General features: G+C 60.1%; 23 protein-coding genes and 1 pseudogene. 12 read left to right on the forward strand and 12 right to left on the reverse strand.

Annotation, left to right across the window (positions count from 1 at the left end; genetic code table 11):
* Window positions 1–144 precede the first annotated feature (144 nt).
* Window positions 145–849 (forward strand): transcriptional regulator NanR, encoded by a 705-nt coding sequence (locus AAE029_RS14335; protein WP_371073535.1) that lies wholly within the window; start codon window positions 145–147, stop codon window positions 847–849.
* A gap of 19 nt (window positions 850–868) precedes the next feature.
* Here the strand turns inward: AAE029_RS14335 and AAE029_RS14340 are convergent, their stop codons facing one another.
* The 5 genes from AAE029_RS14340 to AAE029_RS14360 all read right to left on the reverse strand — a co-directional run bounded on the left by AAE029_RS14340 (window position 869) and on the right by AAE029_RS14360 (window position 6,736).
* Window positions 869–1,966, reverse strand: coding sequence for an ABC transporter ATP-binding protein (locus AAE029_RS14340; protein ID WP_371073536.1), 1,098 nt, complete (start codon window positions 1,964–1,966; stop codon window positions 869–871).
* A gap of 17 nt (window positions 1,967–1,983) precedes the next feature.
* Window positions 1,984–3,501, reverse strand: a complete 1,518-nt coding sequence (locus AAE029_RS14345) for a DUF5060 domain-containing protein (RefSeq protein WP_371073537.1) — start codon at window positions 3,499–3,501, stop codon at window positions 1,984–1,986.
* 35 nt (window positions 3,502–3,536) lie between these two features.
* Complete coding sequence (locus tag AAE029_RS14350; RefSeq protein ID WP_371073831.1) at window positions 3,537–4,418, reverse strand: carbohydrate ABC transporter permease; 882 nt, start codon at window positions 4,416–4,418, stop codon at window positions 3,537–3,539.
* A 2-nt stretch (window positions 4,419–4,420) separates the two neighbouring features.
* Complete coding sequence (locus tag AAE029_RS14355; protein WP_371073538.1) at window positions 4,421–5,320, reverse strand: carbohydrate ABC transporter permease; 900 nt, start codon at window positions 5,318–5,320, stop codon at window positions 4,421–4,423.
* Between the two features lie 204 nt (window positions 5,321–5,524).
* Entirely contained in the window at window positions 5,525–6,736 is a 1,212-nt protein-coding gene (locus AAE029_RS14360; RefSeq protein WP_371073832.1) for an extracellular solute-binding protein, read from the reverse strand.
* A gap of 341 nt (window positions 6,737–7,077) precedes the next feature.
* Between AAE029_RS14360 and AAE029_RS14365 the strand changes: the two genes are divergently transcribed.
* Both AAE029_RS14365 and AAE029_RS14370 read left to right on the forward strand, forming a co-directional pair.
* Window positions 7,078–7,803 carry a transcriptional regulator NanR gene (locus tag AAE029_RS14365; protein WP_371073539.1) on the forward strand — a complete coding sequence of 242 codons (726 nt, stop codon included), beginning with the start codon at window positions 7,078–7,080 and terminating at the stop codon, window positions 7,801–7,803.
* Window positions 7,804–8,004: 201 nt separating this feature from the next.
* A complete protein-coding gene (locus AAE029_RS14370) occupies window positions 8,005–9,369 on the forward strand; it encodes an amidase (RefSeq protein ID WP_371073540.1) in 1,365 nt (454 codons plus the stop codon).
* Window positions 9,370–9,391: 22 nt separating this feature from the next.
* Here AAE029_RS14370 and AAE029_RS14375 read toward each other — a convergent pair whose 3' ends face one another.
* On the reverse strand, window positions 9,392–10,450 hold the full coding sequence (locus AAE029_RS14375) for a LacI family DNA-binding transcriptional regulator (RefSeq protein WP_371073541.1): 1,059 nt from the start codon (window positions 10,448–10,450) through the stop codon (window positions 9,392–9,394).
* A 323-nt stretch (window positions 10,451–10,773) separates the two neighbouring features.
* Between AAE029_RS14375 and AAE029_RS14380 the strand changes: the two genes are divergently transcribed.
* The 7 genes from AAE029_RS14380 (at window position 10,774) to AAE029_RS14410 (ending at window position 18,405) form a co-directional block, all read left to right on the forward strand.
* Window positions 10,774–11,763, forward strand: a complete 990-nt coding sequence (locus AAE029_RS14380) for an autoinducer 2 ABC transporter substrate-binding protein (RefSeq protein ID WP_371073542.1) — start codon at window positions 10,774–10,776, stop codon at window positions 11,761–11,763.
* 89 nt (window positions 11,764–11,852) lie between these two features.
* Entirely contained in the window at window positions 11,853–13,367 is a 1,515-nt protein-coding gene (locus AAE029_RS14385) for a sugar ABC transporter ATP-binding protein (RefSeq protein WP_371073543.1), read from the forward strand.
* Entirely contained in the window at window positions 13,360–14,361 is a 1,002-nt protein-coding gene (locus AAE029_RS14390) for an ABC transporter permease (protein WP_371073544.1), read from the forward strand. Before AAE029_RS14385 ends, AAE029_RS14390 begins: the two co-directional genes overlap by 8 nt.
* Window positions 14,358–15,359, forward strand: a complete 1,002-nt coding sequence (locus tag AAE029_RS14395) for an ABC transporter permease (protein WP_371073545.1) — start codon at window positions 14,358–14,360, stop codon at window positions 15,357–15,359. Before AAE029_RS14390 ends, AAE029_RS14395 begins: the two co-directional genes overlap by 4 nt.
* A 4-nt stretch (window positions 15,360–15,363) precedes the next feature.
* Window positions 15,364–16,215: a sugar phosphate isomerase/epimerase family protein gene (locus AAE029_RS14400; protein WP_371073546.1), complete on the forward strand. Its 852-nt coding sequence runs from the start codon at window positions 15,364–15,366 to the stop codon at window positions 16,213–16,215.
* A 23-nt stretch (window positions 16,216–16,238) separates the two neighbouring features.
* Window positions 16,239–17,675, forward strand: coding sequence for an FGGY-family carbohydrate kinase (locus tag AAE029_RS14405; protein WP_371073547.1), 1,437 nt, complete (start codon window positions 16,239–16,241; stop codon window positions 17,673–17,675).
* 16 nt (window positions 17,676–17,691) lie between these two features.
* Entirely contained in the window at window positions 17,692–18,405 is a 714-nt protein-coding gene (locus AAE029_RS14410; RefSeq protein ID WP_371073548.1) for a class II aldolase/adducin family protein, read from the forward strand.
* Window positions 18,406–18,446: 41 nt separating this feature from the next.
* On the opposite strand, the gene AAE029_RS14415 is transcribed toward AAE029_RS14410, so the two are convergent.
* The 5 genes from AAE029_RS14415 to AAE029_RS14435 form a co-directional block, all read right to left on the reverse strand.
* Window positions 18,447–19,562, reverse strand: a complete 1,116-nt coding sequence (locus tag AAE029_RS14415) for a TRAP transporter substrate-binding protein (protein ID WP_371073549.1) — start codon at window positions 19,560–19,562, stop codon at window positions 18,447–18,449.
* A 119-nt stretch (window positions 19,563–19,681) separates the two neighbouring features.
* Window positions 19,682–21,241 (reverse strand): TRAP transporter large permease subunit, encoded by a 1,560-nt coding sequence (locus AAE029_RS14420; protein WP_371073550.1) that lies wholly within the window; start codon window positions 21,239–21,241, stop codon window positions 19,682–19,684.
* 16 nt (window positions 21,242–21,257) lie between these two features.
* On the reverse strand, window positions 21,258–21,806 hold the full coding sequence (locus AAE029_RS14425) for a TRAP transporter small permease subunit (RefSeq protein ID WP_371073551.1): 549 nt from the start codon (window positions 21,804–21,806) through the stop codon (window positions 21,258–21,260).
* Between the two features lie 200 nt (window positions 21,807–22,006).
* Window positions 22,007–22,651 carry a response regulator gene (locus AAE029_RS14430; RefSeq protein ID WP_371073552.1) on the reverse strand — a complete coding sequence of 215 codons (645 nt, stop codon included), beginning with the start codon at window positions 22,649–22,651 and terminating at the stop codon, window positions 22,007–22,009.
* Entirely contained in the window at window positions 22,648–24,039 is a 1,392-nt protein-coding gene (locus tag AAE029_RS14435) for a cache domain-containing protein (RefSeq protein WP_371073553.1), read from the reverse strand. Before AAE029_RS14435 ends, AAE029_RS14430 begins: the two co-directional genes overlap by 4 nt.
* A 187-nt stretch (window positions 24,040–24,226) precedes the next feature.
* Here AAE029_RS14435 and AAE029_RS14440 point away from each other — a divergent pair, with 187 nt between their 5' ends.
* Window positions 24,227–24,787, forward strand: coding sequence for a methylated-DNA--[protein]-cysteine S-methyltransferase (locus AAE029_RS14440; protein ID WP_371073554.1), 561 nt, complete (start codon window positions 24,227–24,229; stop codon window positions 24,785–24,787).
* 71 nt (window positions 24,788–24,858) lie between these two features.
* Here AAE029_RS14440 and AAE029_RS14445 read toward each other — a convergent pair.
* Window positions 24,859–25,762: pseudogene (locus AAE029_RS14445) on the reverse strand (LysR family transcriptional regulator).
* A gap of 106 nt (window positions 25,763–25,868) precedes the next feature.
* Here AAE029_RS14445 and AAE029_RS14450 point away from each other — a divergent pair.
* A complete protein-coding gene (locus AAE029_RS14450) occupies window positions 25,869–26,252 on the forward strand; it encodes an Atu4866 domain-containing protein (protein WP_371073555.1) in 384 nt (127 codons plus the stop codon).
* Window positions 26,253–26,334 lie beyond the last annotated feature (82 nt).

The following is a 26,334-nucleotide window of genomic DNA, read 5'->3' on the forward strand; positions in this document are numbered from 1 at the left end:
TTTGTCATGGCGCCAACTCGTAATCTGGTATAATGAGTATTCCATTTTCTGCAACGGAAATTTTTGGGAATTCCCATCGCCCGCGCTTTGTCGAACCGCGTGCCGGAATGCTAAGGGAGGGAAGATTTGAGCCAGCGAGACGTCATGACCCAACCAATCGAGCAAATTGTCCGTCGCAAGCTATCGGACGAGGTATTTGACCGATTGGAGCGGATGATCACTTCAGGCGAATTGCAGCCAGGCGACGAGATGCCCTCGGAACGCGTCCTCATGGAGCGTTTCGGAGTCGGTCGGCCCGCTATCCGCGAGGCAATGCAATCGCTCGCCAATAAAGGCCTGGTGAGCATCTCGCACGGCGAGCGGGCGAAGGTGCTGAGGCTCACCGCCCAATCGATCTTTCGCCAGGTCGATCTCACCGCAAAGATTATGCTCCTGCAGTCCGCCGATTCTCTGGAACATTTGAAAAGCGCTCGCATCTTCTTTGAGCGCGGCATGGCGCGTGAGGCGGCGCAGCGCGCCAAACCCAGCGATGTGGAGGCTCTTCGCGAGGTCATCGACCACCAGCGGCGCTCGCTGGGCCATGCGGAAGAGTTTATTTCCGCAGATATGCAGTTCCATACACGCATTGCAGAGATTTCCGGCAACCCGATCTTCGTCGCCGTCAGCGAAGCCATGCTGGCCTGGCTCAAGGAATACCATACGGACATGCTGATTTGGACCGGCAAGGAAAAGTTCACGCTGGTCGAGCATGAGGAGATCCTCGACCGGCTTGCGGCCAACGATGCCGACGGCGCTGAAGCCGCGGTTCTCAAGCACCTCGAAAGATCAAGATCGCTTTATGGCAAGTAGGCAAACGGGCGCCGAAGACCTATGCCGCCGGGCTTGTCGCGAATTCCTTGACTGAATGGATTCGCTGTTGCGTTGCGCTATCGAAGAAGTGCACCTTCGAGGACTTGAACGACAGCTTCACAGCTTGCTCGGGTCGTAGCTCGACGCGATCGCGCACCACCCAGGTCAGCTCCGTACCTTCGACCTCGACAGCCACATGAGTCTCCGATCCTGTTGGTTCGACGACCTTGACGATGGCATCGATGTCGTCGCCTTCGCCATGCGAAATATCTTCCGGGCGAATGCCCAGAGTGACGGAACCTGCTGCCGTATCGGGCGCAATCGAAAGCGGAATGCGCATTCCCCTCGGAAGGAGCAGAGCGGGACCTCCGATCGTGTCTATCTCTCCCTCGATGAAGTTCATGGCGGGAGACCCCAGGAATCCGGCCACGAAAATATTGCAAGGCCTGTCATAGAGTTCGAGGGGCGAGCCGATCTGTTCGACCTTGCCGCCCTGAAGCACGACGATCTTGTCGGCCATGGTCATGGCTTCCACCTGGTCATGCGTGACGTAAACGACTGTGGTCTTCAGCCGCTGGTGTAGGGCCTTGATCTCGGAGCGCATCTTCACGCGCAATTTGGCGTCGAGATTTGAAAGCGGTTCATCGAACAGAAACACCTTTGGGTCGCGTACGATCGCGCGGCCCATGGCGACGCGTTGACGCTGGCCGCCGGACAGCTGAGCGGGCTTGCGTCCGAGAAGCGGCTGCAAGCCGAGAATCTGAGCGGCTTCACCCACCTTGCGGTCGATTTCCGCGCGCTTGGCGCCCGCGAGCTCCAGCGCAAAACCCATGTTCTGCGCGACCGTCATTTGCGGATAGAGCGCATAATTCTGAAAGACCATCGCGATGTCGCGGTCCTTCGGCTGGAGATTGTTGACCACGCGCCCGCCGATCCTGATCTCTCCGCCGGAGATGTCCTCAAGTCCCGCAATCATCCTCAGAAGAGTTGATTTTCCGCAACCCGACGGACCGACGAGGATGACGAATTCGCCGTCGTCGATGTTGATGTTGACACCGTGGATGATTTCGACTGCGCCATAGGATTTCTTGACGTTGCTGATGGTCAATCCGGACATCGTGCTCTCCCTGACGTCTACTGCTTCTTCCTGCGAACGCGGATCGCCTGATAAGGCTTCCCGGGCAATTCGACACCAAAGGCGGCATCGGGCTTGCCTCCGCGCACGACAGAGCCGTGACGGGTCGGATGCGTGATCGGTGCCTCGACTTTCCTGACGGGTGTAACCGTCATGTTCCAGGTGTCGATGACGTCGACATCGTAGTCATCGCTATCCATCGGCAGGCCAGGCGACCAGATCACCGGCTGATGCTCGCCGAAATAGATGAAGCGGACATCGCCGTCGCGCGCGCCGGACACGCGGCTCCACGGCCAGTCGTGGATCGTTCCCATGGGTTCGAGCCCGTTGACGACGTCCTGTTCGAGAAGATCGCGCATGAAGCCGATGCGTTTCCATGCTTCTCCGCGCAGCACGCCGCCCTTCGCCCACCAGATCAGGTCTTCCGGATGCGAGTAGGTCTCGCCGTGGCCTGCATAGCCGCCACGCGTGAGCGTCACCCAGTACCGGTGGACGAGTTCCTGTGGTGTCAGGTTGCCCCAGGACTGGATGATGTTGCCTTCGTATTCGGGTTCGTCGTTGATGACAGGTTTGCCATAGGCATCGCGCCATTCCTGGGTCCGCTTCACATCCCAGTTCTGGATGCAGGTATGGGTCACCCACGGCTTACGATGGTCGAAGTTCATCCGCACGTCGCCGTTATGGATGGACCGCAGATGCTGGTAGGGGTCGTTCTCTTCCAGAATGTGGAAGTAGCGGTCCCATTGCTCCAGTGGCTTCGTGTTCAGCAGGAAGTCATATTCATTCGCAAGCGACCACCAGACATTTCGATAGGCCGAGAGGCGCGCCGCAAGGTAGGCCACATAGCGGAAGTCCTGCTCCGCCGACATGTCCGCATAACCCCAGCGGTCATAGGGGTGGAAGATGATGATATCGGCCTCGATGCCGAGATCGCAGAGTGCCGCGACCTGCTTTTCGAAGTGGCGGAAGGCGATGGGATTAGGCCTGTCGAAATCCTCCTTGCCGTCGGCGCCCTTTTCGAAGCAGGGATAAAGCGGTTCGTTGACGTTGTAGGGATAATCCTTCGGAAAGACGCCCATGCGGATTTTGTTGAAGCGCGCCTTCTTCAGGGTTTCCAGCGTCTGCTCCTGCATGGCGAGCGGCTGATGCGTCCAGGCATAGCATGTCGTACCGAAGGAGAGGAACGGCTTGCCGTCGGCATAGGCGAAATGGAATTGGTTACGGACGCGCACCGGCCCGTGATTGTCCGTGGACGGAGCGGTGGCCGTCAGGCTGCCTGTCTTGCCATCCAGCTCGGCGCTCCTAGATCGCGTGCGGAACGACCATTCGCCCTCGTTGTCAGGCATGAAGCGGATGCGATAGACGCCCTCGCCGTCGTAGAAGCCCGGCACGCGGACTTCCCGGCTGTTCTGCATGAAGATGGCGTCGAAGGCCACGTCGAGATAGGGATTGCCATCAGAAGGGCCGTTGAAAGCCGCCTCGAAGACACCCCATTTTTCGACGGTTGCTTTGGACATGTTTTTCTCCTCGAAAGACTTCGAAATATCGGTTTTCATCCCTTGACGGCGCCGGAGGTAAGGCCGGAGACGAAGTATCGCTGAAAGATCAGGTAGACGAGCGTGGCCGGCAGCACGGTCATGACGATGGCTGCGTTAAGCTGGCCGTAATCGCTGGAAAACTGCCCCTGGAAGGACATCAGCCCGAGCGGCAGCGTCCACATGTTCTGGTCCTGCAGCAGCACCAGCGCCATGGCGAATTCGTTCCAGGTCGAGACGAAGTCGAGAATCAGCAGCGCGGCGAGCACCGGAAGGCAGACCGGCAGGAAGATGCGCCGGAAGATGGTGAAGTGGTTGGCACCGTCGATCAGCGCCGCCTCCGAAAGTTCCTTCGGGATATTCTTGAAGAAGCCGTGCAGGATGAAGACCTGGTAGGGAACGCCGAAGGCGATATAGGGCAGGATGACGCCGGGATAGGTATCGATCAGCCCGAACGAGTTCACCAGCGTAAAAAGGGGCGCGAGCATCACCTGGAAAGGAATCATCGTCCCGAAGACGACGATGAGCAGTAACAGCTTGCCGAACCGCAGGCGGATCTTCGCCAGCCCATAGGCCGCCATGGCCGAAAGTGCGAGCCCGAGCGGAACCTTGATCACGGTGATGATGACGCTGTTGAAGAAGGCGGTCGCGAAATTGCCCCGGTTCCAGGCCCCGCTGAAATTCTCGAGTGCGAGATGACTCGGCGGCATGAACGCTCCGCTTGAGGTCACTTCCATCTTGGTCTTCAGCGAGGTGAAGACGATGAAGACGAAGGGAGCAACCCAGATGAGCGCGACGACGATCAGGGCCAGCCATAGGCCGATCAGGATCGGATCGCGGCGCATCCTGGTGGCGGCGCTTGCATCGAACTCCGAGGGGATGGTCTCTGCCGGCGTCATTGTCATTGCTCCGCCTCCTCGTGCTTCTGGGTCCAGCGCAGGTAGGGAATGACGATGGCGATGGTGATCAGCAGCAGCACGACTGAGATCGCCGCGCCCCGGCCGAAGTCGAAGATCTGCATCGCCTGGGTGAAGGCCCAGAGCGCCAGCATCTGTGTGGACTGCGCGGGACCGCCGCCGGTCAGGCCGTAGACGATGTCGAACGCCTTCAAGGAGGAGATGATGGAGAGCACGAGCACGATGGTAATCGTCGTTCGAAGCGCCGGCAGGGTCACATGCCGGAAGACCGCCCAGCGGCCGGCGCCGTCGATGCGCGCCGCCTCGACCAGGCTCTGGGAAACGTTCTGCAGGCCCGCCAGGAAGAGCACCATCGAAAAGCCGACGGATTGCCAGAGATAGGCGACGAAGACCGAATAGAGGGCGATGTCGCGGTTGCCGAGCCAGTCCTTGATCCAGGTCTGCAGCCCCATGGAGGTCAGCATCTGGCTGAAAAGGCCGAAGAAAGGATCGTACATCCACTTCCACATGGTCGCCACAGCGATCGGAGCGATAATGACCGGCAGGTAGAATATGGCGCGCAAGGAGTTGCGGCCGAAGATCTTCTGGTTGAGGCTCAGCGCCAGCATGAGCCCGATGAACGGCGGGAAGACCAGGCACATCAGGGTCCAGATCACCGTGTTGCGGAAGGCAACCCAGAAGACGGGATCGCGGGTAAAGATGTATTGGTAGTTGGCGAGCCCGACGAACTGGCGCTGCGGATCCAATCCGTTCCATTTCTGGAAGCTCACCACGACGACGTTCAGCATCGGGTAAAGCGCGAAAATCGCATAGATCGTGACCGCAGGCGCGATGAGCAGAAGCGCCTGGAAGCGTGGATCATGTGTTCTGTTCAGGAATGACATTCTCATCTGCTCCGGACGTCGGTCTCATTGCATCTGCGATGTTCGGTGCGGGCGCCGGCCCCGGACGGGACCGGCGCGGCTGTCCTGGGAGGACCTGAAGCGGGACGCCAAAAGTGTGTGCGGTTTTTCGGGCGAGATCCCGCTCCGACTTGATTGAGAGGCGGATCCAGACTTCAGGTCACGTTGACCTGAAGTCATCCGGCTCTAGGAGCGGCCTTCGATGAAGCTCTGCAACTGCTTGCCCGCTTCGGCTGGCTCGATGTTTTCGGCGGCGACGTCATTGATGACGCGGAAATACTCGGTGGTGACGTCAAGCGGGAATGCCTGGTCGCCGTTCATGTAGATCTTGCTGTAGGTCTTGAAGATATCCAGCCATTCAGCTTCCAGCGGCCGCTGGTTGGTATATTGCACGTCCTTGTTGACCGAGATCGCGCTGATCTGGCCGAGAACCTCCTGCTGGACCTTGGTCGAGATGAAGTAGTCCAGGAATTTGGCGGCGAGATCGGGATTCTTGCTCTTGGTGCTGACGTAATTGTACTCGGCGAAACCGTAGAGCCGATTGGTGTTCGTTGGGAACGGGAACAGGCCGTAATCATCGATATTGGCGCTGCCGGCGAGCTGAGCGACGAGCCAGTCGCCTTCCAGCATCATGGCGGCACGGCCGGCGACGAACAGGCTGTAGGACTGCTTGTTGTCGATCCCCATGAAGGGCTGCAGCGTGTAGTCCTTGGTCCACTTGGCGAAATCGGTGAATGCCTCGCTGGCACAGGGTTCGGTCGCCCAGCTCACCTTCATCGACTTCAGTGCGTCATGCTTTTCAGCGCCACATTTGGTCTCGAGGATCACGTCCATCAGACGCATGACGTGCCAGTTGACGGAACCGCCGAAGGTGAAGGCCGGGATGCCGGCTGCCTTGAGCTTTTCGGCGGCGGCGAGAAGCTCGTCATAGGTCTTCGGCTCCTCGGTAATGCCCGCCTGTTCGAAGAGCTTCTTGCTGTAGTAGACCGCCTCGCCCTTGAAAGTGAAGGGCACGCCGTGCTTGCCACCCGGATAGAGATCCGCAAAGGCGGCTGCCGAAGGAAGGAGCTCATCCGTCCACTTATACTGGTCGTAATATTTGTCGAGCGGCAGCGACAGGCCTGCCTTCACATATTCGCCGCCGAGGCCAAGACCGGCCCAGCTGAAATAAATGTCCGGTCCCTTGCTCGAACCGGCGGCGACGCGCAGCGCCGTCTTGTGCTCGTCCACAGCGCGCTGGACAATTTCGATATGCGTATCGGGATTGGCGGCCTCGAAATCCGCGGCAATCTTCTTGAGTGCCTTGTTAGCGGAATCGGCGTCGTAGTTCAGCGTCCAGAAGGTTAGATCTTCCGCCTTGACGCCATTGGCGCAAAAGACGGCGGCCGCAGTCGCCATGACGGCGAAAGAGCGGATGAAACTCTTACCGATGCGCATTGTTCTCCTCCTCTCAACAGTGCATGGGCGTGGTTTTGACAAATGCTGATAAGCATGTCAACTGGTATGATGAGATAATCATTTGTTCATTGGTGAATGAACGGGTAAGCGATTACTCCCGGGCAAAGTCGCTGCTGCTCGCGTAAAATGTCTAGTGTGGTATAATGATTACATCACTTGTGCGGCGGGCAGTTTCGACTAGAATTGCGGCCCGAAGTTCCTGAGCAAATCACTCTCCGTCTTTAGCTCTGGGTATGAGGAGAGGCGCACAAGAATATCAAGCCGTGATCCAGCGAGAGAATATGGTCCAGCCAGCCGAGCAGATTGTCCGTCGCAAACTTTCGGACGAGGTTTTTGCGCGCTTGAAGCGAATGATCACGTCGGGCGAGCTGAGCCCGGGCGATGAAATGCCGTCCGAACGGGAATTGATGGAACGCTTCGGTGTCGGCAGGCCCGCGATCCGCGAAGCGATGCAGGCGCTCGCGAACATGGGGTTGGTCGCCATCTCGCATGGCGAGCGGGCCAAAGTGCTGGAGCTGACTGCCAAGACGATCCTCCGACAGGTCGACCTGACCGCAAAGATCATGCTCTCGCAGTCATCCGATTCCCTGGAACACCTGAAAAGCGCGCGCATCTTCTTCGAGCGCGGCATGGCCAGGGAAGCGGCGGCAAAGGCGACAAAGCAGGATATCGACGAGCTGCGTGAAATTCTGGCGCGGCAGCGGCGAAGCCTTGGTCAGGCGGAGCCGTTCATTTCCGCCGATATGGAATTCCATACCCGCATCGCTCAGATCTCCGGCAATCCGATCTTCGTCGCCGTCAGTGAAGCGTTGCTGGCATGGCTCAAGGAATATCATACGGACATGCTGATCTGGACGGGCAAGGAGAAATTCACTCTGGTCGAACACGAGGAAATCCTGAACTGCCTGGCGGCCAATGACGCCGATGCCGCCGAGCAAGCCATGCTCAAGCATCTGGAGCGTTCGCGCGCCCTGTATTCGAACACGGGTCACAAGGGTCAGGAATGATCGGATCTGGCGCACACAGATCGGTCGCGACAGGCTTCGATCGCGAAGCCCTCAAGTCGTTCAATCCCTGTGGCGAAAATCTTCAGCGCAGCTACCGGCTCAAACGCGGTAGATCCGACAAGAACCAGGCAAGCTCGCGCCTGTGCAATCCCTAAGATTCATCTATGGTGAGATCGCAAAAGGTGAATCGGGAGCGAGACGATGACGAAATCATTCGGCGCAATGTCCGCCACGCAACTGTCGGTGCTGATGCAAGGTGGTGCCGCCGACCCCGTGGAAGTGGCGGAATCGACATTCGACGCAATCGAAAGCTTTCCCGATAAGGCAATTTTCGTCAGTCTATTGAAGGACCGCGCGCTCAGGGAAGCCGAAGCCGCGTCGAAACGCATCAAGGCCGGCCGCTCGCTTGGCTTGCTCGATGGCGTGCCGGTCGCCTGGAAGGACCTTTTCGACACGGAAGGCATTGTCACCACCGCCGGCTCGACGGTCCTTCGGCGCGAAGCTCCCGCGCCCCGTGACGCAACAGTCGTCAGGACACTCAGCGAGGCCGGCATGGTCGCAATCGGCCGCACCAATATGAGTGAGTTCGCCTTCTCCGGCCTCGGAGTCAATCCGCATTACGCCACGCCGCACAATCCACGCAGCACCGATGTCCCGCGCATACCGGGCGGTTCCTCCTCAGGTTCCGCCGCTGCCGTTGCTGCCGGCCTCGTTCCGGTCGCGATCGGCACCGATACCGGCGGGTCCGTGCGCATTCCGGCAGCGTTGACCGGCATTGTCGGCTATAAGGCGACCCGCGGGCGCTATCCGATGGATGGGGTATTTCCTCTCGCCAAGAGCCTGGATTCGCTGGGGCCGCTTTGCCATACCGTGCAGGATGCGGTTTGGGTCGACGCCGCGATGCGCGGCGCGATAGCGCCGGCCGTTCGCCGTCGGGACCTGCGCGGCGTCGAATTCCTCATTCCGAAGAATGTGGTTTTCGACGGTGCGGAAATGGCTGTTGTTGATGCCTTCGAAGCCGCAATCGAACGCCTTGTCGCCGCGGGCGTCTCTGTGACGAGGGTAGACATTCCCGCCTTCAGCGCGATTTTCGAGCTCACGACGAAGCACGGTGCCCTTGTCACGGCGGAAGCCTATGCCTTGCATCAGGAGCGCCTGGCCGGCCCCGGTGCCGAGGCTATGGACCAGCGCGTCGTGATGCGTACGCGGCTTGGCGAAAGAACGTCGCTCAGCGATTATGTGGCGATTGGCAACGCGCGCGAGCGTCTGATCGAGGATGTCAACAGATTGGTCGGCGACAGGTTCATCGCCTTCCCGACGGTTGCGCATGTCGCTCCGCCGATCGGGCCGCTGGAGGCAGACGATGATCACTTCTTTGCCACGAACGGCCGCACGCTGCGCAATACGCTGATCGGCAATTTCCTCGACTGGTGCGGTGTTTCCATCCCCTGCGGTACCGGTGACGCCGGCATGCCGGTCGGCTTCCTTCTGTCGGCGATTGGCAATCACGACGAGCCGCTGCTTTCCGTGGCGCTTTCGGCCGAGGCCGCCATTCGCGGCGAATAGGGCGACATCAGTTCATGACGGACTATGCGATGTCCTTGAGCGCATCCAACGGTCCCGACAAGGCGGTTCGCGGCGGGACGAGTTCGGGCCGGATCAGATGGATCTGCGGTGGCGTACGCGGCTCCTCGATCAGTTCGAATGCCTTGGTGATCATCCCCTCGACGTCCTGGCGCATCATGATGACGGGAAAGGGCAGGAAGGATCCGAAGGGATCATAGTCGTAGCAGCCGACGACCAGTTCCGCGAACTGATCACGTGGATGCGCCGACATGAACCTGAGCAGGCCTTCGAAATTGATTGATGAATTGATGAACAGTGCGCGGGGGAGGCGGCCTTCGCGCTGGTAGAACGTCTCGAATCCGATGCGGGCGGTGTTGGGGGAATAGCCCGTCGGTTGGATCGAGCCGTCGAAATTACCGCCGAGCAGTTCCTGCTTAACATCGCGAAAACCGCGGATGCGCTCCCGGCTCGCATGATCATTTCGTCCGCCGAAAAGAAAGAGCTCTTCGGGCTTCAGGGGATCCTCTGCCGGAAAATAGCGAATGATGGCCTCCGTCAGCATCCGCCCGCCTTCGTAATTGTCACTGATGACGGAATGGGTCTTGGTCCCGGGCAGGTCGATATTGATGTGCTTGAGGCCGGCGGCCTCGCAGATTTCATGCACGCCATCGGGGTCGGTCGCGCCGCAGATGAAGAGCTCGTCGATGGAATAGGAGATGAGATTTTCGGCGGTCTCCCGCTCCTCCCGAGGATCGCGGCTGGAACTGACGACAATCGGGCATTGGCCGCGACGGCGCACATGCGCCTCGAAGGTCTGCGCCATGGACGAGAAATAGCGGTTGTCGTAGACCGGGAGAAGCAGTCCGACCAGACCCGAGCGGGAGCTGCGCAAGCCCTGTGCCTGGCGATTGGCGGTATATTGATGCTTTTCGGCGAGGTCGCGAATGAGGTCGGCCGTGCTTTCCTTGATGCGGCGCTGGCGCCAGGTGCCGTTAAGGACCGCGCTTACCGTCGACGGAGAAATGCCGGAAAGCACGGATAGATCATAGATAGTGGCTTTCCTCTTGCTGTCTCTCTTCATGGCTGTATCCCGCCCCTTCCTCGGTGCCCAGCGGGCGCTCCAGCTCCTTAATCCGCGAGCTTCCTTCCATGCCGAAAGTCCTCTCGCTAAGCGCGGATGCTGTAGTGCCGAATTCGGCTTGACGAAAGATTAAATCTAAAAGATAGTTATTGCACCATCGATTGTGCAAAAAAAGAAATATCGATTGTGCTCAATGATGTCGCCGTTTGAGGAAGCGGCTTCGAAGGGAGGCGGGAGCATCAGTTCTTCGCTAGCTGGACAGGAAGGATGCCATCCCAGGCAGGCCTTGTCGTTCCCCTGTGGGGATTGTGGAGGAGGAAGACATGAAACGATTTCTGGTCGCAGTGTTCGCAGCATCGTTGTCCCTGGCGGCCGCCGCCACGGCCTATGCGCAGGATTCCGGTAAAGTCGGTATCGTCGTGAAGATCGGCGGCATTCCCTGGTTCAACGCCATGGAGGCCGGTATCAAGGAACAGGGTCAAAAGCTTGGAGTCGATGCCTTCATGGTCGGCCCGACCAGCGCGGATCCGGCTCTTCAGGTGCGCGCCATCGAGGATCTGATTGCGCAGGGCGTCAAGGTCATAGGTGTCGTTCCGAATGATGCAAAGGTGCTGGAGCCCGTGCTCAACAAAGCCAAGCAGCAAGGCATCATCGTCATCACCCATGAATCGCCGAACCAGAAGGGCGCCGATTGGGATTTCGAGCTGGCATCGTCTACAGGTTTTGGCGAGGCCCATGCCAAGCTTCTCGCCGAGAAGATGGGCGGCAAGGGCGAATATGCCGTATTCGTCGGTTCGCTGACCGTCCCGCTGCATAATGCCTGGGCGGACGCCGCCATCGCCTACCTCAAGAAGAATTACCCCGACATGAAGCTTGTCGGCGATCGCTACGGTGTCGCCGAGGATGTCGACAAGAGTCGCAGCACGGCGCTCGACCTGATATCCGCCCATCCCGATCTCAAGGGCTTCCTCGCATTCGGAAGCCAGGGACCGATCGGCGCAGGCCGTGCGATCGAGGAACGCCGAAAGGTTGGCAAGATCTTCGTTCTCGGCCCCTTCTCGCCAGGGCAGGGTCAGAAGCTTCTGAAGGCTGACGCGATCTCGGGCGGCTTCATGTGGAACCCGAAGCAGGCGGGCGAGGTCTTCGTGACGCTCTCCCAAAAGCTGATGAAGGGCGAGGAAATCAAGGATGGCGAGGAGATCGAAGGCCTCGGCGTCATTCATCCTGATTTCCAGAACCACAATATCATCGTCGACCAGCTCGTTCGGATCAACAAGGATACCGTCGACGAGCTGGCGGGCATGGGTCTCTGATCGGAGTTACGCAGGTACCTCCCGGCTGCTGGGCCGGCTTCGGCCGGCCTGGCAAGTCTCTTTAGAAATCCGGTTCTTACAGGCGTTCCATGACCATTCCCGCTGGCGCAGAAGAGAGCTCACAGCCTCTGCTGTCTCTGCGAAACATCAATATGACCTTCGGTGGCGTCAAGGCGCTGAAGAACGTCAGCTTCGAGGTCCGGCCGGGCGAGGTGCACTGCCTTGCCGGCGAGAACGGATCCGGCAAGAGCACGCTCATCAAGATCATCACCGGGGTCTACCGGCCTCAGGCCGGCGCCATCATCGAATATGACGGAGAGAGCCATTCCCATATGTCGCCGGTGACGGCGCAGGCGTCCGGTATCAAGGTCATCTGGCAGGATCTGGCGCTTTTCCCGGAAATGAGCGTTGCGGAAAACATCGCCTTCGAGATGGTAGTCGGCGGCTGGCCCAAATTCGTCGATTACGGCCGCATGAGCCGGATCGCGACCGACGCGCTCGCCCGCCTCGGCGTGTCGTTAGATGTCGATCGGCCATTGAAATCCTTTGCGATCGCGCAGCGCCAGATTGTGGCGATTGCACGCGCGCTCGTCGGCGAGGCCAAGATCGTGTTCATGGACGAACCGACTGCGTCGCTGACGCAATCGGAAACGGATTACCTGCTGGAAATCGTTCGCAATCTTTCGGCCTCCGGTGTTGCGGTCGTTTTCGTGAGCCATAGGCTGGCGGAGGTGCTGGAGATTTCGAGCCGGATCACGGTCCTGCGCGATGGCGCTCTGGTCGGCGTCTATCCGGCAGACGGCATGACGCAGTCGAAGATCACTGAACTCATGACCGGCAAGACCTTCGACCAGCAGGTGCGCGCCGCTTCCAGGCAAGATCGCCCCGTCGTGCTGGCGCTGGAACACTTCTCCCGTCGTGGACAATTCGAGGATGTGAACCTTACCGTGCGCAGCGGCGAGACCCTCGGTATCACGGGACTTCTCGGCGCAGGTCGAACGGAGCTGGCGCTCTCACTTTTCGGCATGACAAAGCCGACATCCGGCACGATGACGCTCGACGGCCGTCGCGTTTCCTTCTCGTCCAACCGGCGGGCGATTGCTGCCGGGGTCGCCTATCTTTCAGAGGATCGCCTGTCGCTCGGCCTTGTCCAGCCGCAGTCGATCGCCGACAATCTCGTCGTCGCCTCACTCAAGAAGATCGTCTCCGGCGGTTTGATTTCGGAACAGCGCAAGCGCAGCCTGGTATCCCACTGGATCTCGGAACTCGCCGTCAGGATCGGCTTGCAGGAGGACGCGATCGCCACGCTTTCGGGGGGCAACCAGCAACGCGTCGCGATCGCCAAATGGCTGGCGACCGACCCGAAACTCCTCATTCTCGACGCCCCGACGGTCGGGGTCGACGTCGGCGCACGCGCCGGCATCTTCGATATCGTCGCAAGACTCGCCGAAAGCGGGCTCGCCATCCTCCTGATCTCGGACGAGGTGCCGGAGGTCTATTTTCACGCCGACCGGGTGCTGCACATGAAGAAGGGCCGCATCGTCGGCGAATACGATCCGCGCCGGCACAGTCTCGCGGAAATAGAGGAGGCGGTCTATGCGTAGCTTCATCCGCACCCATGCGACCGAATCCTCGCTTTTCCTCGTCATTGCCTGCATGAGCCTTTTCCTCTCGCTGGCGACGGAGAATTTCTTCACGCTCGGCAACGTCTTCGACCTGCTGAACACCAGCGCGGTCAATATCATCTTCGCCGTCGGGCTGCTGGTCGTGCTGATTGCGGGCGGCATCGACATCTCTTTTGCGGTCGCTGCTTCGGTCGTTCAGTATGTGACGGCGCTGGCGCTCGGCTGGATCGGCGGCGGCAATTGGGCGATCGGGCTTCTTTTTGCTGCTGCCGTCGGAATCGCGCTCGGCTCGTTCAATGCCTTCCTCATCCACAAATTCCGGATCATCTCGATCGTCGCGACGATCTCCACCTTCAATATCTATTTCGGCCTCCTGATGTTCTTCACCAAGGGCGTGTCGATCTACGATCTGCCGGACTGGCTGACGAGCCGCGTCGTGCTGTTCGAGCATGAGATGGCGGACGGCAGCTGGATTGAAATCACACTGCCGGTGCTCGTCATGGCGATCTGCGTGGTCGTAACCTGGGCGCTTATTACGCGGACCACCATTGGCAGGCAGCTCTATGCCTTCGGCGATAATCCGGAAGGTGCGCGCCGTTTCGGTATCAATATCGGCGCCATGCAGTTCATCGCCTTTGGCTGGTTGGGATTGATGGCGGGCATTGCCGGTCTCATCCAGGCGCATTATGCGCAGGAAGTCGTGCCCAATGCGCTCTACGGCCGGGAACTCGATGTGCTTGCCGCCGTGGTTCTCGGCGGCGCACGCCTCGGTGGCGGCAGGGGGTCGGTGCTCGGCTGTGTGCTGGGCGTGCTCCTGGTGTCGATCACCCAGAACGGCCTCAACCTGATGGGCGTCTCGCCCTTTGCCTTCAAGATGATCGTCGGCGCGATCATCCTCATCGCCATCACGCTTTCGAACACCAGCATGGAAAGGCTGCTGCCCTTCATGCGCGCGGAAGGCAGGCGCCCATGAACCGGCTTGTCGATCGCCTCCGCAGCATGGCAGGTCCGGAAATGGCCGGACCTTCGCTTGCGTTTGTTGCCGTCATGCTGTTCTTCGGCATCGCCTCGCCCCAGTTCATCAGCCGGGCCACCTTCGGCTCCGTCGCCTTCCAGCTCCCGGAACTCGGGCTGCTGACACTTGCCATGCTGCTGCCGATCCTGACCGGCGGGCTCAATTTGGCGATCACTTTCACGGCCAACATTGCCGGCCTGACGCTCGCGTGGGTGCTGCAGGTGAACGGCGGTGTCGATGCAGGCTTCGGTGCCTTCGTGGTCGGCGTCGTTTTGGCGCTGGCTGTGGGTGCGGCAAGCGGCGTCATCATGGGTTTCGTCATTGCCTTTACCCGCGCCCATCCCATTCTCGTGTCGCTGTCGATGATGATCTTCCTGCGCGGTCTCGGCGAGTTCCTGACGCGCGGCGGGGATATCTCCGGGTTCCCGGATTTCCTCCGGCCGCTCGGCCACGGCTCGATCATTGGCATTCCCATTCCCCTGATCGTTTTCATCATCTGCGTTCTCATCTGGCATGTGCTGCTGACGCGCACCAAACTGGGTTTTTCGACCACGATGATCGGCTCGAATATCGAGGCGGTGCGCTATTCCGGCGTCAATACGCGCAAGGTCATCATCTGGGTCTATGCGCTTTCCGGACTGATGTGTTCGGTAGCCGGCATCATCATGCTTGCGCGCTTCAATTCCGTGCGCGTCGGCCACGGCGAATCCTATCTGCTGATCACGGTGCTCGCCTGCTTCCTTGGCGGCGTCAATCCCTTCGGCGGGTTCGGCCGCGTCATTCCGGTCTTCGTGGCGCTGATTGTGCTGCAGCTTCTTTCGTCCGGGCTCAATCTGCTCGGCGCCAACCAGCATCTGGCGACTGCCGTCTGGGGCATCCTGCTTGTCGGCGTGATGGTCCTGCGCTGGGTAGCCGCACAGCTCAAGCTCAAGTTTCTAAGGAACAGGAAAGGATAGGACCATGGAAGGCTTTGGTGTCCATACGAGCATGTGGACGATGAATTGGGACCGTGCCGGCGCGGAAAAAGCTATCGCGGCAGCGGTCAAATACGAGATGGATTTCATCGAGATCGCGCTGTTGAATGCACCGGCGGTCGACGCGCCCCATACGCGGGCGCTGCTCGAAAAGCACAAGCTCCGCGCCGTCTGCTCGCTGGGTCTCCCGGAAAGCGCCTGGGCCTCGGTGCGGCCGGAGGCAGCGATCGAGCATCTGAAGGTCGCGATCGACAAGACCGCGGAAATAGGCGCCGAAGCGCTATCGGGGGTCATCTATGGCGGCATCGGCGAGCGCACGGGCGTACCGCCCACGCAGAAGGAATACGATAACATCGCCCGCGTGCTGGAGGCGGCCTCCAGGCATGCCAGGCCGCATGGCATCGAGCTCGGCGTCGAGGCGGTCAACCGTTACGAAAATCATCTGATCAATACCGCACGGCAGGCTGTCGACATGATCGAGCGCGTCGGTGCCGACAATGTCTTCGTGCACCTCGACACCTATCACATGAACATTGAGGAAAAGGGGGCGGCGACCGGTATCCTGGATGCGCGCGAGCACTTGAAATATATCCATCTTTCAGAAAGCGACCGGGGCACGCCGGGCTACGGCAATTGCCCGTGGAACGAAATCTACGCCGCTCTGGCCGCCATTGGCTTCAAGGGAGGCCTGGCGATGGAAAGCTTCATCAACATGCCGCCGGAAGTCGCCTACGGTCTTGCCGTCTGGCGGCCGGTTGCCAAGGATGAGGCCGAGGTGATGGGCAACGGGCTGCCATTCCTGCGCAACAAGGCGCGCCAATACGGCCTTATTGCATAGGAGGCATCGACGTCCGGAGGGTTATGACGATGGCTTCGGATGAGCGAGAGAGCGAGGCGACGATCGCGGTTCTCGATATCGGCAAGACCAATGTGAAGCTCAGCGCCGTTTCCGAGACGGGTACGGTCGTCGAGGTGCTGAGCGTGGTCAATGCGGTGAATGATGCCCCTCCATGGCGGCATCATGACCTCGACGGGCTCGGCGACTGGATATTCGCCACACTTGCCCAGCTGGCCCGCCGGCATCCGATCGCAAGCATCGTCTGTTCCGGCCATGGTTCCGGCGGCGTCCTGACCTTCGATGATCCGGATCGGGGTAACGGCGCTGCCCTGCCGATGATCGACTACGAGCAGCCATTGCCGGATGATATCCGTGATGCCTACACGCCTCAAAGCGGCTCCTTCTTCGATCGCGGCAGCGCGATCATGCTCGGGGCCACGCATCAGGCCCGGCAGATGTATTGGATGCAGCAAGAGCAGCCCGAGGCATTCGCCAGGGCGTGCTGGTTTCTGGGTATTCCGCAATATTGGGCCTGGCGCCTCAGCGGCGTGGCCGTCTCCGAGGTGAGCTATCTGGGCGCGCAATCGCATCTTTGGAATGTCGTCGAACGGCACTGGACACCGATCGTTGAGGCGCGGGGATGGCACAGACTCATGCCGCCTTTTGCCAATGCGTGGGATACGATCGGCACTATTCGCCCCGCCCTTGCCGCCCGTCATGGCCTGCGGCCGGCCCTGAAGGTGCTGGCCGGCGGCCACGACAGCAGCCTGAACTATTATCGCTATCAGGCCGCCGGACTGAGGAATTTTGCGCTCGTCTCCACCGGAACCTGGATCGTCGGACTGTGCGACGCCACACCGCTTTCCGATCTCGATGAACATCGCGGTATGACCTGCAATAGCGATGTGAGCGGCGTGCCCCTCGGCGGTGTACTGTGCATGGGCGGGCGCGAATTCTCCCGGGTCGCCGGCGCCGATGCGCCTCAGGCTGATGTCGAATTCGATACCCTCGTCCGGCTTGTCGAGCAGGGAACAATGGCGATGCCGTCATTCAGCGATGACGATGGCTTGTTTCCGGGAAGCGCGGGCCGGGGCAGATATCTGGGGCCGTTGCCCGAAAGCCCGGCGGAGCGAAAAGCGCTTGCACTTCTCTATTGCGCGCTTCTGACATGCGAATGCCTGAATGCGCTCGGCTCCGCCTCGCTTGTCGTTCTGGACGGAAGCTTCGTCCGCGATCCTCTTTACGCAAGGCTCGTCGCCGCCATTTCCCAACGGAAGCTTCTCTATAATCTCGACAGCGCCGGCGTGACGGCGGGGGCAGCGTTGTTGGTGGGCCATATAGGGCGTTCACGCCCGGCCCCGATCAATCTCTGCGAGCCTGCAGGGATGGCAACCTTCCAACCCGTTTTGGACAGCTATGTCAAACGCTGGCGCTCTCTCACTAGCCGCATACAGTCATGAATGAAAGGATACCTCCATGAAGAGAGATCAGACGGATCTCGCCGCTCGACGGGAAATGGTCGACATCTGCTGCCGGATGAACAGTAGCGGCATCAATCAGGGAACAGCGGGCAACCTTTCGCTGCGGACCGAAAGCGGGTTCCTGATCACGCCGTCCTCGCTTGCCTATGAGACGATGCAGCCGGAGGACATTGTCGAGATGGACTTCGACGGCACCTATGTCGGCCGCCGGCCATCTTCCGAATGGCGGTTCCATCGCGATATCCTGCGCGAACGCACCGACATCAATGTCGTGCTGCACTGCCATTCCCTCTATGCGACAACGCTTGCCTGTCACCACAAAACGATCCCGAGCTTCCATTACATGACGGGGGTCGCCGGCGGAAACACGATCCGTTGCGCGGAATACGCAACCTTCGGCACCCAGGCTCTGTCGGACAACGCGTTGATTGCCCTGAAGGGCCGCCTTGCCTGCCTTCTCGGCCAGCATGGGCAGATATCGCTCGGAAAGACCCTCGAATCTGCGCTGTGGCTCGCAATCGAAGTGGAGACGCTATCGCGCATGTACGTGCAGGCCCTGACGCTCGGGGAGCCGCCGATCCTGCCCGATGACGAAATGGAACGCGTCATCGAGCAGATGCGTCGGATGAGCTATGGCCATGCGCCTGACGCCGAGGGCGTGAACGACGTCGCCCGGCCGCGTGCGGCCGTTGCCGACAAGGAGACATGATCTCCGTGGCGGCGGGGCTGGAGCTCCCGCCGCCTTGCTGATTACTTACCAGCCGCCTGCGCAGCATACATGTAGCTGTCGTAGCTATATTCGGCGACGCGGAACCACTCGAAGGATTCGTCGCGGAATTTCTTCCACTTCGGATAGATCTTCGCCCATGCCGGATTCTTAGCGCTGTATTCGGCGTAAAGCTCGAATGTCGCCTTGTAGGCTGCATCCATGACATCGCGCGGCAGCGGGCGAAGCTTGACGCCTTTGCCGACGAGCGAGCGGATCGCCGTCGTGTTCTTCACGTCGTAAAGGGCCTGCATGTTGATGTTTGCGGCCTTGCAGGCCGTGTCCAGCGCCACCTTGTAAGCCTCCGGCAACGCTTCGTACTGGCTCTTGTTGATGAAGAAATGAATGGTCAATCCGCCTTCCCAATAGGCGGGATAATAGTAGTAGGGCGCGATCTGGTAGAAGCCCAGTCGCTCGTCGTCGTAGGGGCCGACCCATTCGGCGGCATCGATCGTGCCACGTTCCAGTGCCGGATAGATGTCGCCGCCCGGAAGCTGTTGCGGCACTACGCCAAGGCGTGACATGACCTCGCCGGCAACGCCGGCGATGCGCATCTTCACGCCTTTAAGATCAGCCAGATTGTTGATTTCCTTGCGAAACCAGCCGCCCATCTGCGCGCCGGTGCCACCGCCAGGCTTGCCGACCACGCCGTAATCCGCCAGGAATTCATCGTAAAGCTCGTTGCCGCCGCCGTGGTAGAGCCAGGCGTTCTGCTGGCGCGCGTTCAGCCCGAACGGAATAGTCGAGCCGATCGCGAAGGTCGGATTCTTGCCGGTGAAGTAGTAGCCGCAGGTATGTGCGATCTCGACCGTATTGGATTGTACGGCATCGATCGCCTGCGGGCCTGGCACCAATTCGCCGGCCTGGAACACCTGGATCTGGAACTTGCCTTCAGTGATCTTCGAAAGCGCCTCGGCCATGACGACGGCGCCGCCATAGATCGTGTCGAGGTTATTCGGGAATCCCGACGTCAGGCGCCAGCGCAGAGTCGGCAGTTCCTGGGCGATGGCCGGAGCGGCAAGGGCAGTGCTGGCAGCCGCGGCGGCACCCGCAAGCGCGCCCTTTTTTAGGAAGCCGCGACGATTGAATTCGTTTGTCATGAAAATCCTCCTCATTTGGGTTTTACCGCCTGACGGCCCGTTTCCTGGCTGCCGCTTCGGCTGGATGCTGTAAGTCTGGGTACTGACGGCGCCTGTGGCGCCGCCACAAAAGAAGTGCATCACTTCGCCGGCTCGGGTTGCGGAGCGCCAAAGCTCGGAGCAGGGGAGCCGAAACTCGGTGCAGCCGGGGCGCCGAAGGACGGCTCGGGTGCTCCGAACGGCTGTGCGGGCGTGCCGAAGGGATTCTCGCCACCTGCACCTGGCATCGGCACATTGAGCTGGATCGTCGAGGGATCGACGGTGACCTGCCCGGACTTGTAGTGTGTGACGAGTTGCGGAAACGCCATCACAAGAAGGACCATCGCCAGCTGGATCCCGAGAAACGGCAGTGCGCCCATGTAAATCTGCCCTGACTTGACCGGCTGGATCGTCGCCCCGGTCACCCTGTCCTTGTACGGGCGCGTCGGCGCCACGGAGCGCAGATAGAACAGCGAGAAACCGAAGGGCGGATGCATGAACGAGGTCTGCATGTTGATCGCCAGCATGACGCCGAACCAGATGAGGTCGATGCCCAGACTGTCGGCAACCGGAGCAAGCAGCGGGATGATGATGAAGGCCAGCTCGAAATAGTCGAGGAAGAAGGCGAGGAAAAACACCAGCAGATTGGCAACGATGAGGAAGCCGATTTCGCCGCCGGGTATCGAGGTCATCAGATGCTCGACCCAGACGTGACCGTTCACTCCGTAGAATGTCAGCGAGAAGACGCGCGCGCCGAGCAGAATGAAGATCACGAAGGAGGAAAGCTTGGCCGTCGAATAAAGGGCCGACTTGATCATCGCCAGGTCGAGGCGACGATTCATCGCCGCCAGCACCAGCGCCCCGACGGCACCCATCGCCCCTCCTTCGGTGGGCGTAGCAAGCCCAATGAAGATCGTGCCAAGCACGAGGAAGATCAATACCAGCGGCGGCACCAGCGAGGTGACGACCTTTCGAGCCAGCTTCCAGCCGCGCAGGGACCGCGCTTCGAGCGGCAGCGCCGGAACGCTCTTGGGCTGGAGGAAAGACATGGTGATGATGTAGGCGGCATAGGCGGCCACCAGCAGAAGGCCGGGCACCAGGGCGCCCTTATACATGTCGCCGACGGACCGGCCGAGCTGATCGGCGAGAATGATCAGCACGAGGCTCGGCGGAATGATCTGCGCCAGCGTGCCCGAGGCGGCGATGGTGCCTGCCGCGACTTTGCGGTCATAGCCGTAGCGCAGCATGATCGGAAGCGAGATCAGGCCCATGGAGATGACCGATGCGGCGACGACGCCTGTGGTGGCCGCCAGGATCGCTCCGACGAAGATTACCGCGAAGGCAAGCCCGCCGCGGACCGGGCCGAACAGCTGCCCGATCGTATCCAGTAGGTCCTCGGCCATGCCGCTCCGTTCGAGCACCAGCCCCATGAAGGTGAAGAACGGGATCGCCAGCAACGTCTCGTTCGACATCTGGCCGAAGATGCGGTCGGGAATGGCGCCGAAGAGGTTGATCGGCAGGAGACCCATCTCAATGCCGATGAAGCCGAAAGCGAAACCGACGAAGGCGAGCGCGAATGCCACGGGATAGCCGAGCAAAAGCACGACGATCAGCGACAGGAACATGATGGGCGCGAGATTTTCCGCGATGAGCGCAAACATAGGATCTGTTCCCGGATTAGAGTTTTTCGGCTTCGGCGTCGGCGAGCGCTATTGCGTCAGGCAGGTCGCCCCGAAGGATCGCGATCCGTTTGATGAGTTCCGAAAGGCCTTGCAGGGCGAGGAGACCGAAGCCGGCCGGAATCAGCGCCCAGACGGGCCAGAGCAGCAGGCCGCCGGTATTGTTGGAGATCTCGCCGCTCATGAATTTGGCGACAACAATCGGCCAGGAAAGATAGATCGTGATCAGGCAGAACGGGAACAGGAAGAAGATCGTACCGAGGACTTCGATCCAGAGCTGCACCCGGCGCGGCAACTGACCATAGACTAGGTCGACTTTCACATGTTCGCTGCTGAGAAGAGTGTAACCGGCGGCAATCAGGAACACTGCGGAGAACAGATACCACTGTGCCTCCAGCCATGCGTTTGAGCTCAAATTGAACAGTTTGCGCGTCGTTGCGTTGATCGCGCTGATCAATACGGCTGCCAAAAGCAACCAGGAGACCGATTTACCTAAAAACGTGTTGATCGCGTCGATGGCGCGCGACAGCGACAGAATGCCGGACATGATAGCGTTCCTCCCGAGGCCAGCCTGTTCGGCGGCCGTCCACGGGAACCACTCGTATGGCGCGGTTTTTTACGGAACAAGATGGCGTTCGGGCGAAATGCATCGGCCTACCCAGTACTGGGTAGGCCGACTTCCAATGCATGTCGCGCAAAACTGTACAGCGGTTTTTGCGGAAACGGCATGCATGAAGAACAACAGCTTTAGCTATCGGACGAGGCCAGCCCATGCTCGATGGCATAGCGCGTCAATCCCGCAGTCGTTGCTATCCCGAGCTTCTTCTTGATGTTCTTGCGGTGTGTTTCCACCGTTGCGGCCGATATGGCGAGCGACTGCGCGATATCGCGATTGCTCTTGCCCGCGGAAAGCAGCAACAGCACATCCTGCTCCCGCGTCGTCAGCGGCACGGCGTTCTCGTTCTCCCTCCGCTCCAGCAGAACGTCAGAAACGCCCGACGAGAAATAGGTTCTTCCCGCCGCTACTGCTTCGATGGCGGCGATAATCTCATCGGTGGAAACATCTTTGAGGATATAGCCCGACGCTCCATGCATGATCGAGGTCGAGATGTACTCGCGGCTGTCATGCATCGAAAGCATCAGGATACGTGTCTCGGGCAGCTCGTCCTTGAAGAGCTCGATAGCGTCGATCCCATTGAGCTTCGGCATGTTGATGTCCATGAGGACGACCGCGGGCCTCGTCTGCCGCGCAATCTCCAGCCCCGCATGAGCGAGTGCCGCCGTGCCGACGACTTCGATATGCCCATAGGTTTCGAGAACCGCCCGAAGCCCGTCCAGCACCAGCGGGTGATTGTCGATGAGCAGTACCTTGATGGTGTTCCGATCGTTCATGCGGCCTCCGTCCGACGGTGAGGTCGGAGAGTTGCCGATTTCGGGAGCATGGCCGTGAGCGTGGTGCCTTGAGGGCTGGAGCTGACGAGCAGCAGACCACCGAAATGGGCCATGCGCTCCTGCATGTTTCGCAACCCAAGTCCTCCACGGTGGGTGGCGCTATCCTCGCTGGCGCTGCCGTCGAAACCGATACCGTTATCGGCGACCGTCATCCGCATGCGACCGGCGACACTCCATAACTTGATATCGACGCGCGTCGCACCCGCGTGCCTTTCGATATTGTTGAGCGCCTCCTGGGCAACGCGATAGAGGGCTGTGCTGGCTTCGGGCTTCAGCATGGTCCTGAACGTCATCGCCTCGAGCTCCGTGGGGATGCCCGTGCGCTCGGTAAAGTTATGGCTGAGGGCCTTCAGTGCCGGTGTCAGGCCGAGATCATCGAGCACGCGCGGCCGCAGATCGTGTGACAGGCGCCGCACTTCCTTGATCGCGCCGTTCAGCGCCTCGACCCCGCGATCGATCGCGCTCGACGCATCGTCGCTGCGGCTCTTGACCTTTCGGCTTGCCAGATCGATCGCATAGCGCACGCCCACGAGATTTTGCGAAATTCCGTCGTGCAGTTCGCGGGCGAGCCGCGCACGCTCCTCTTCCTGCGTATCGATGATGCGCTGCGTCAGTTGCTTGAGCTTGCCATCGGCCATGCGCCGCTCGCGAAGGGTCAGCAGCATGCAGGTGGCAAAGACAATGAAGACCGCCGGGACCGCGATAAGCGCAACGACGAGGAAGGTTTTGCGAATATTCGCCCGCAGGTCGGCATTGGCTGCTGCCGTCTGGGCAAAGACGTCGTCGAGATAGACGCCGGTTCCGAGCATCCATTTCCATTTGTCGAGCCCGACCGCGAAGGAGAGCTTATCGGCAATACCTCCTGTCGAAGGCTTTTCCCATTTGTACTGGTGAAGCCCGCCGCCCTCTCTGGCCTTCTGGATCAGGTTGGCGATGACCTGATCCCCGTCCGGATCGACCAGATCCAGCCAGTTGTGGCCGGGCCGAAAGGTCTGGCGCGGGTGGACGACATTGTTGCCGTCGTAATCGTAGACGAAGAAATAGCCATCCTTGCCATAGTCGAGCGATGTCAGGATCTCCCGTACGCGCGCCTTTGCCTCCTCGTCGTCCGGCCCGGCTTTCTGATAGATGTCCTGGATCGCGGACAAGGCCAGATTGGTAAGGTTTAGTAGCTCCGTTTCCTTTGCCTTCAGCATGTTCCGCTCGAAGGTGTCGATGCTGCTGCGTACCAAGGTGGTCGATTGCCACGTAATGAAGATGGTGACCGTAAGGATTGCGAAGACGAGCGGCACGATGGCCAGCGCCACGATCTGATGCCGTAAATTCAAGGTGAGTGCTCCTTCCCCCTCTCAGGATGCTTTCAACCGCGAGCAGGACGGTACATATGCCCGGAAAGTCGTGGCAGCTCAATATTCCGTCTTCATCGGCTCAGCCGAGGCTCGCCGCAAGAAACGGGTTGAATTGAAGGCTCTGCTGCACGATTTTCAGGGCAAGTGCAAATATGGAGGCTAGGTCATGGCTCAGACAATGCACCATTATCTCATCTTCGAAACCGCGGGCGGTTTCTGCGGTATCGCCTGGAGCAGCGCCGGCATCACGCGTTTCCAATTGCCGACGAAGAGTGCCGAAGCGACCGAGCGGCTCCTTTTGCGTCGTCTGCCCGGCGGTAGACCCGGCGCGCCCACGCCGGAGGTGGCCAAAGCAGTTGCTGCAGTAAAGCGCTATTTCGCGGGCGAGGAGACGGACTTTTCCGGCGTCAGGCTCGACCTCGAGGGGCAGGATGCGTTCTTCAGGCAGATCTACGATGCAGCGCGGCGAGTGGGATGGGGCCACACGACAACCTATGGCGCCCTGGCAAAGGAACTCGGAGCCGGACCGGAAGCCGCGCGTGACGTCGGCCAAGCTATGGCGAAGAATCCGGTGGCGTTGATCATCCCGTGCCACCGTGTCCTGGCCGCCGGCCGCAAGATTGGCGGGTTTTCAGCACCGGGCGGTTCGTCTGCAAAGCTCCGCATGCTGGAATTGGAAGGCGTTCATCTTGGACCGTCTGAGGCCGCACAGCAATCATTGTTTTAAAACAAGAGCTTAGGGCGGCTCTACGCGTGAGTTGAACCGCTCTAAGCGGACAACAGCACTGCAGCCATCAATCACCTGCTGTGCTCGCGGTTCCATTGCCGCAGATAATCAACCAGCGCCCGCAGCTTCGATGGCTGATGCTGCCGTCTCGGATAGTAGAGATAGAAGCCCGGGAAGGGTGGGCAGAATGCCTCCAGCAGGGGCACCAGTTCGCCGCGCGCAAGACGGCCGAAACGTTTCCTCCATGCCGAAGGTGATGCCGGCGCCCGCGCAGGCCAGACGGATCATGGTCGCCATATCATTGGTCGTTACCCTTGGCTCGACGGAAACGTCGAAGTCGCGTCCGTTCTCCGTGAACTCCCACCGATAGGGTGCCGCATCGGGTCGAGGTCGCCAGCCGATACAGGAATGCGAGGTAAGCTCGCTCGGATGCGACGGAGCACCATCCCGGGTGAGATAGGCTTTTGCGGCAACGGGAAATTGCCGCTGCTCGGAGGAAACTGGGACCGCAATCATGTCCTGCTCGATCACCTCACCGAGCCTTACCCCGGCGTCGAAGCCTTCGCGCACGATGTCGAACTCTTCGTCGGTGATCGTAAGGTCGAGCCTGATGTCGGGATATGCCGCTAGAAAGCCCGCGAGGGTGGGACCGGACAGAAAGCTTTCGGCAATGGAGGATACAGTGAGACGAAGCAGGCCGCTCGGGCGTGTTCGAAGCTCGCGAACTGTCTGAAGCGCCGTTTGGACATCGCTGAGCGCGGGACGCACGCTCTCGTATAATTGCTCACCCGCTTCGGTGAGATGGACGCTGCGTGTCGTTCGTTGGACGAGCGCGACGCCGAGCCGATCTTCCAGCCTTTGCAAGCCTTGGCTGACGGCGGAGCGTGTGACGCCCAGCCGTTCGCCGGCAATGCGAAAGCTGCGCGCTTCCGCGACGGCAAGAAACACGGAAATACCCTCAAGAGCGTCGGTCATTGATTAATATATCTAACCAATGCATCCGGTATTGGCAACTCGATCTGCCACGTTGTACCGCCTACTCTCACCTTGCCGATCCCACGGAAGAAATGGAAGGCAAGACATGAAGCAACCTACCTCGCATCGAGCCCCCGGCCTCGCCATCGCCTGTGTTGCCTTCCTGGGATTTGCGGAAGGTGGCGCACTTGGCCAGGACCGCAACAACGAAATTATCGAGGTCCCTCAAATGATCGAAAGCGAACAGCGAATGGCAGAACATCCCTATGTCGGCATGTGGGTGACCGAGGACGGTCACATCCAGCACGAGCTTTTTCCCAACGGACGCTACGACGAAGCGCGCGGCAATCGGAAAAGCGCTTATCAGGGCCGGTACGAAATCCGGGGCAACCACATCGAATACTGGGACGACACAGGCTTTACGGCGGACGGCGACTTCGTCGACCGCGATACCCTGCACCACGGCGGCATGATCTTTCGCCGCAGATGACATCGCTGACCGGTTCAGGTCGGCCACTTCCACCCATCAGAGAACAAGGAGGCCGGAGCGGATAGCGCCGGCGAAAGGATTA

The sequence above is a fragment of the Sinorhizobium sp. CB7 genome, from assembly GCF_041357635.1.
GTDB lineage: Bacteria > Pseudomonadota > Alphaproteobacteria > Rhizobiales > Rhizobiaceae > Rhizobium.

Excerpts from the sequence above, each read along its gene's own strand:
- AAE029_RS14335 (WP_371073535.1), top strand. The coding sequence starts at position 145 with ATGACCCAACCAATCGAGCAAATTGTCCGTCGCAAGCTATCGGACGAG.
- AAE029_RS14340 (WP_371073536.1), bottom strand. The coding sequence starts at position 1,966 with ATGTCCGGATTGACCATCAGCAACGTCAAGAAATCCTATGGCGCAGTC.
- AAE029_RS14345 (WP_371073537.1), bottom strand. The coding sequence starts at position 3,501 with ATGTCCAAAGCAACCGTCGAAAAATGGGGTGTCTTCGAGGCGGCTTTC.
- AAE029_RS14350 (WP_371073831.1), bottom strand. The coding sequence starts at position 4,418 with ATGACGCCGGCAGAGACCATCCCCTCGGAGTTCGATGCAAGCGCCGCC.
- AAE029_RS14355 (WP_371073538.1), bottom strand. The coding sequence starts at position 5,320 with ATGTCATTCCTGAACAGAACACATGATCCACGCTTCCAGGCGCTTCTG.
- AAE029_RS14360 (WP_371073832.1), bottom strand. The coding sequence starts at position 6,736 with ATGGCGACTGCGGCCGCCGTCTTTTGCGCCAATGGCGTCAAGGCGGAA.
- AAE029_RS14365 (WP_371073539.1), top strand. The coding sequence starts at position 7,078 with ATGGTCCAGCCAGCCGAGCAGATTGTCCGTCGCAAACTTTCGGACGAG.
- AAE029_RS14370 (WP_371073540.1), top strand. The coding sequence starts at position 8,005 with ATGACGAAATCATTCGGCGCAATGTCCGCCACGCAACTGTCGGTGCTG.
- AAE029_RS14375 (WP_371073541.1), bottom strand. The coding sequence starts at position 10,450 with ATGAAGAGAGACAGCAAGAGGAAAGCCACTATCTATGATCTATCCGTG.
- AAE029_RS14380 (WP_371073542.1), top strand. The coding sequence starts at position 10,774 with ATGAAACGATTTCTGGTCGCAGTGTTCGCAGCATCGTTGTCCCTGGCG.
- AAE029_RS14385 (WP_371073543.1), top strand. The coding sequence starts at position 11,853 with ATGACCATTCCCGCTGGCGCAGAAGAGAGCTCACAGCCTCTGCTGTCT.
- AAE029_RS14390 (WP_371073544.1), top strand. The coding sequence starts at position 13,360 with ATGCGTAGCTTCATCCGCACCCATGCGACCGAATCCTCGCTTTTCCTC.
- AAE029_RS14395 (WP_371073545.1), top strand. The coding sequence starts at position 14,358 with ATGAACCGGCTTGTCGATCGCCTCCGCAGCATGGCAGGTCCGGAAATG.
- AAE029_RS14400 (WP_371073546.1), top strand. The coding sequence starts at position 15,364 with ATGGAAGGCTTTGGTGTCCATACGAGCATGTGGACGATGAATTGGGAC.
- AAE029_RS14405 (WP_371073547.1), top strand. The coding sequence starts at position 16,239 with ATGACGATGGCTTCGGATGAGCGAGAGAGCGAGGCGACGATCGCGGTT.
- AAE029_RS14410 (WP_371073548.1), top strand. The coding sequence starts at position 17,692 with ATGAAGAGAGATCAGACGGATCTCGCCGCTCGACGGGAAATGGTCGAC.
- AAE029_RS14415 (WP_371073549.1), bottom strand. The coding sequence starts at position 19,562 with ATGACAAACGAATTCAATCGTCGCGGCTTCCTAAAAAAGGGCGCGCTT.
- AAE029_RS14420 (WP_371073550.1), bottom strand. The coding sequence starts at position 21,241 with ATGTTTGCGCTCATCGCGGAAAATCTCGCGCCCATCATGTTCCTGTCG.
- AAE029_RS14425 (WP_371073551.1), bottom strand. The coding sequence starts at position 21,806 with ATGTCCGGCATTCTGTCGCTGTCGCGCGCCATCGACGCGATCAACACG.
- AAE029_RS14430 (WP_371073552.1), bottom strand. The coding sequence starts at position 22,651 with ATGAACGATCGGAACACCATCAAGGTACTGCTCATCGACAATCACCCG.
- AAE029_RS14440 (WP_371073554.1), top strand. The coding sequence starts at position 24,227 with ATGGCTCAGACAATGCACCATTATCTCATCTTCGAAACCGCGGGCGGT.
- AAE029_RS14450 (WP_371073555.1), top strand. The coding sequence starts at position 25,869 with ATGAAGCAACCTACCTCGCATCGAGCCCCCGGCCTCGCCATCGCCTGT.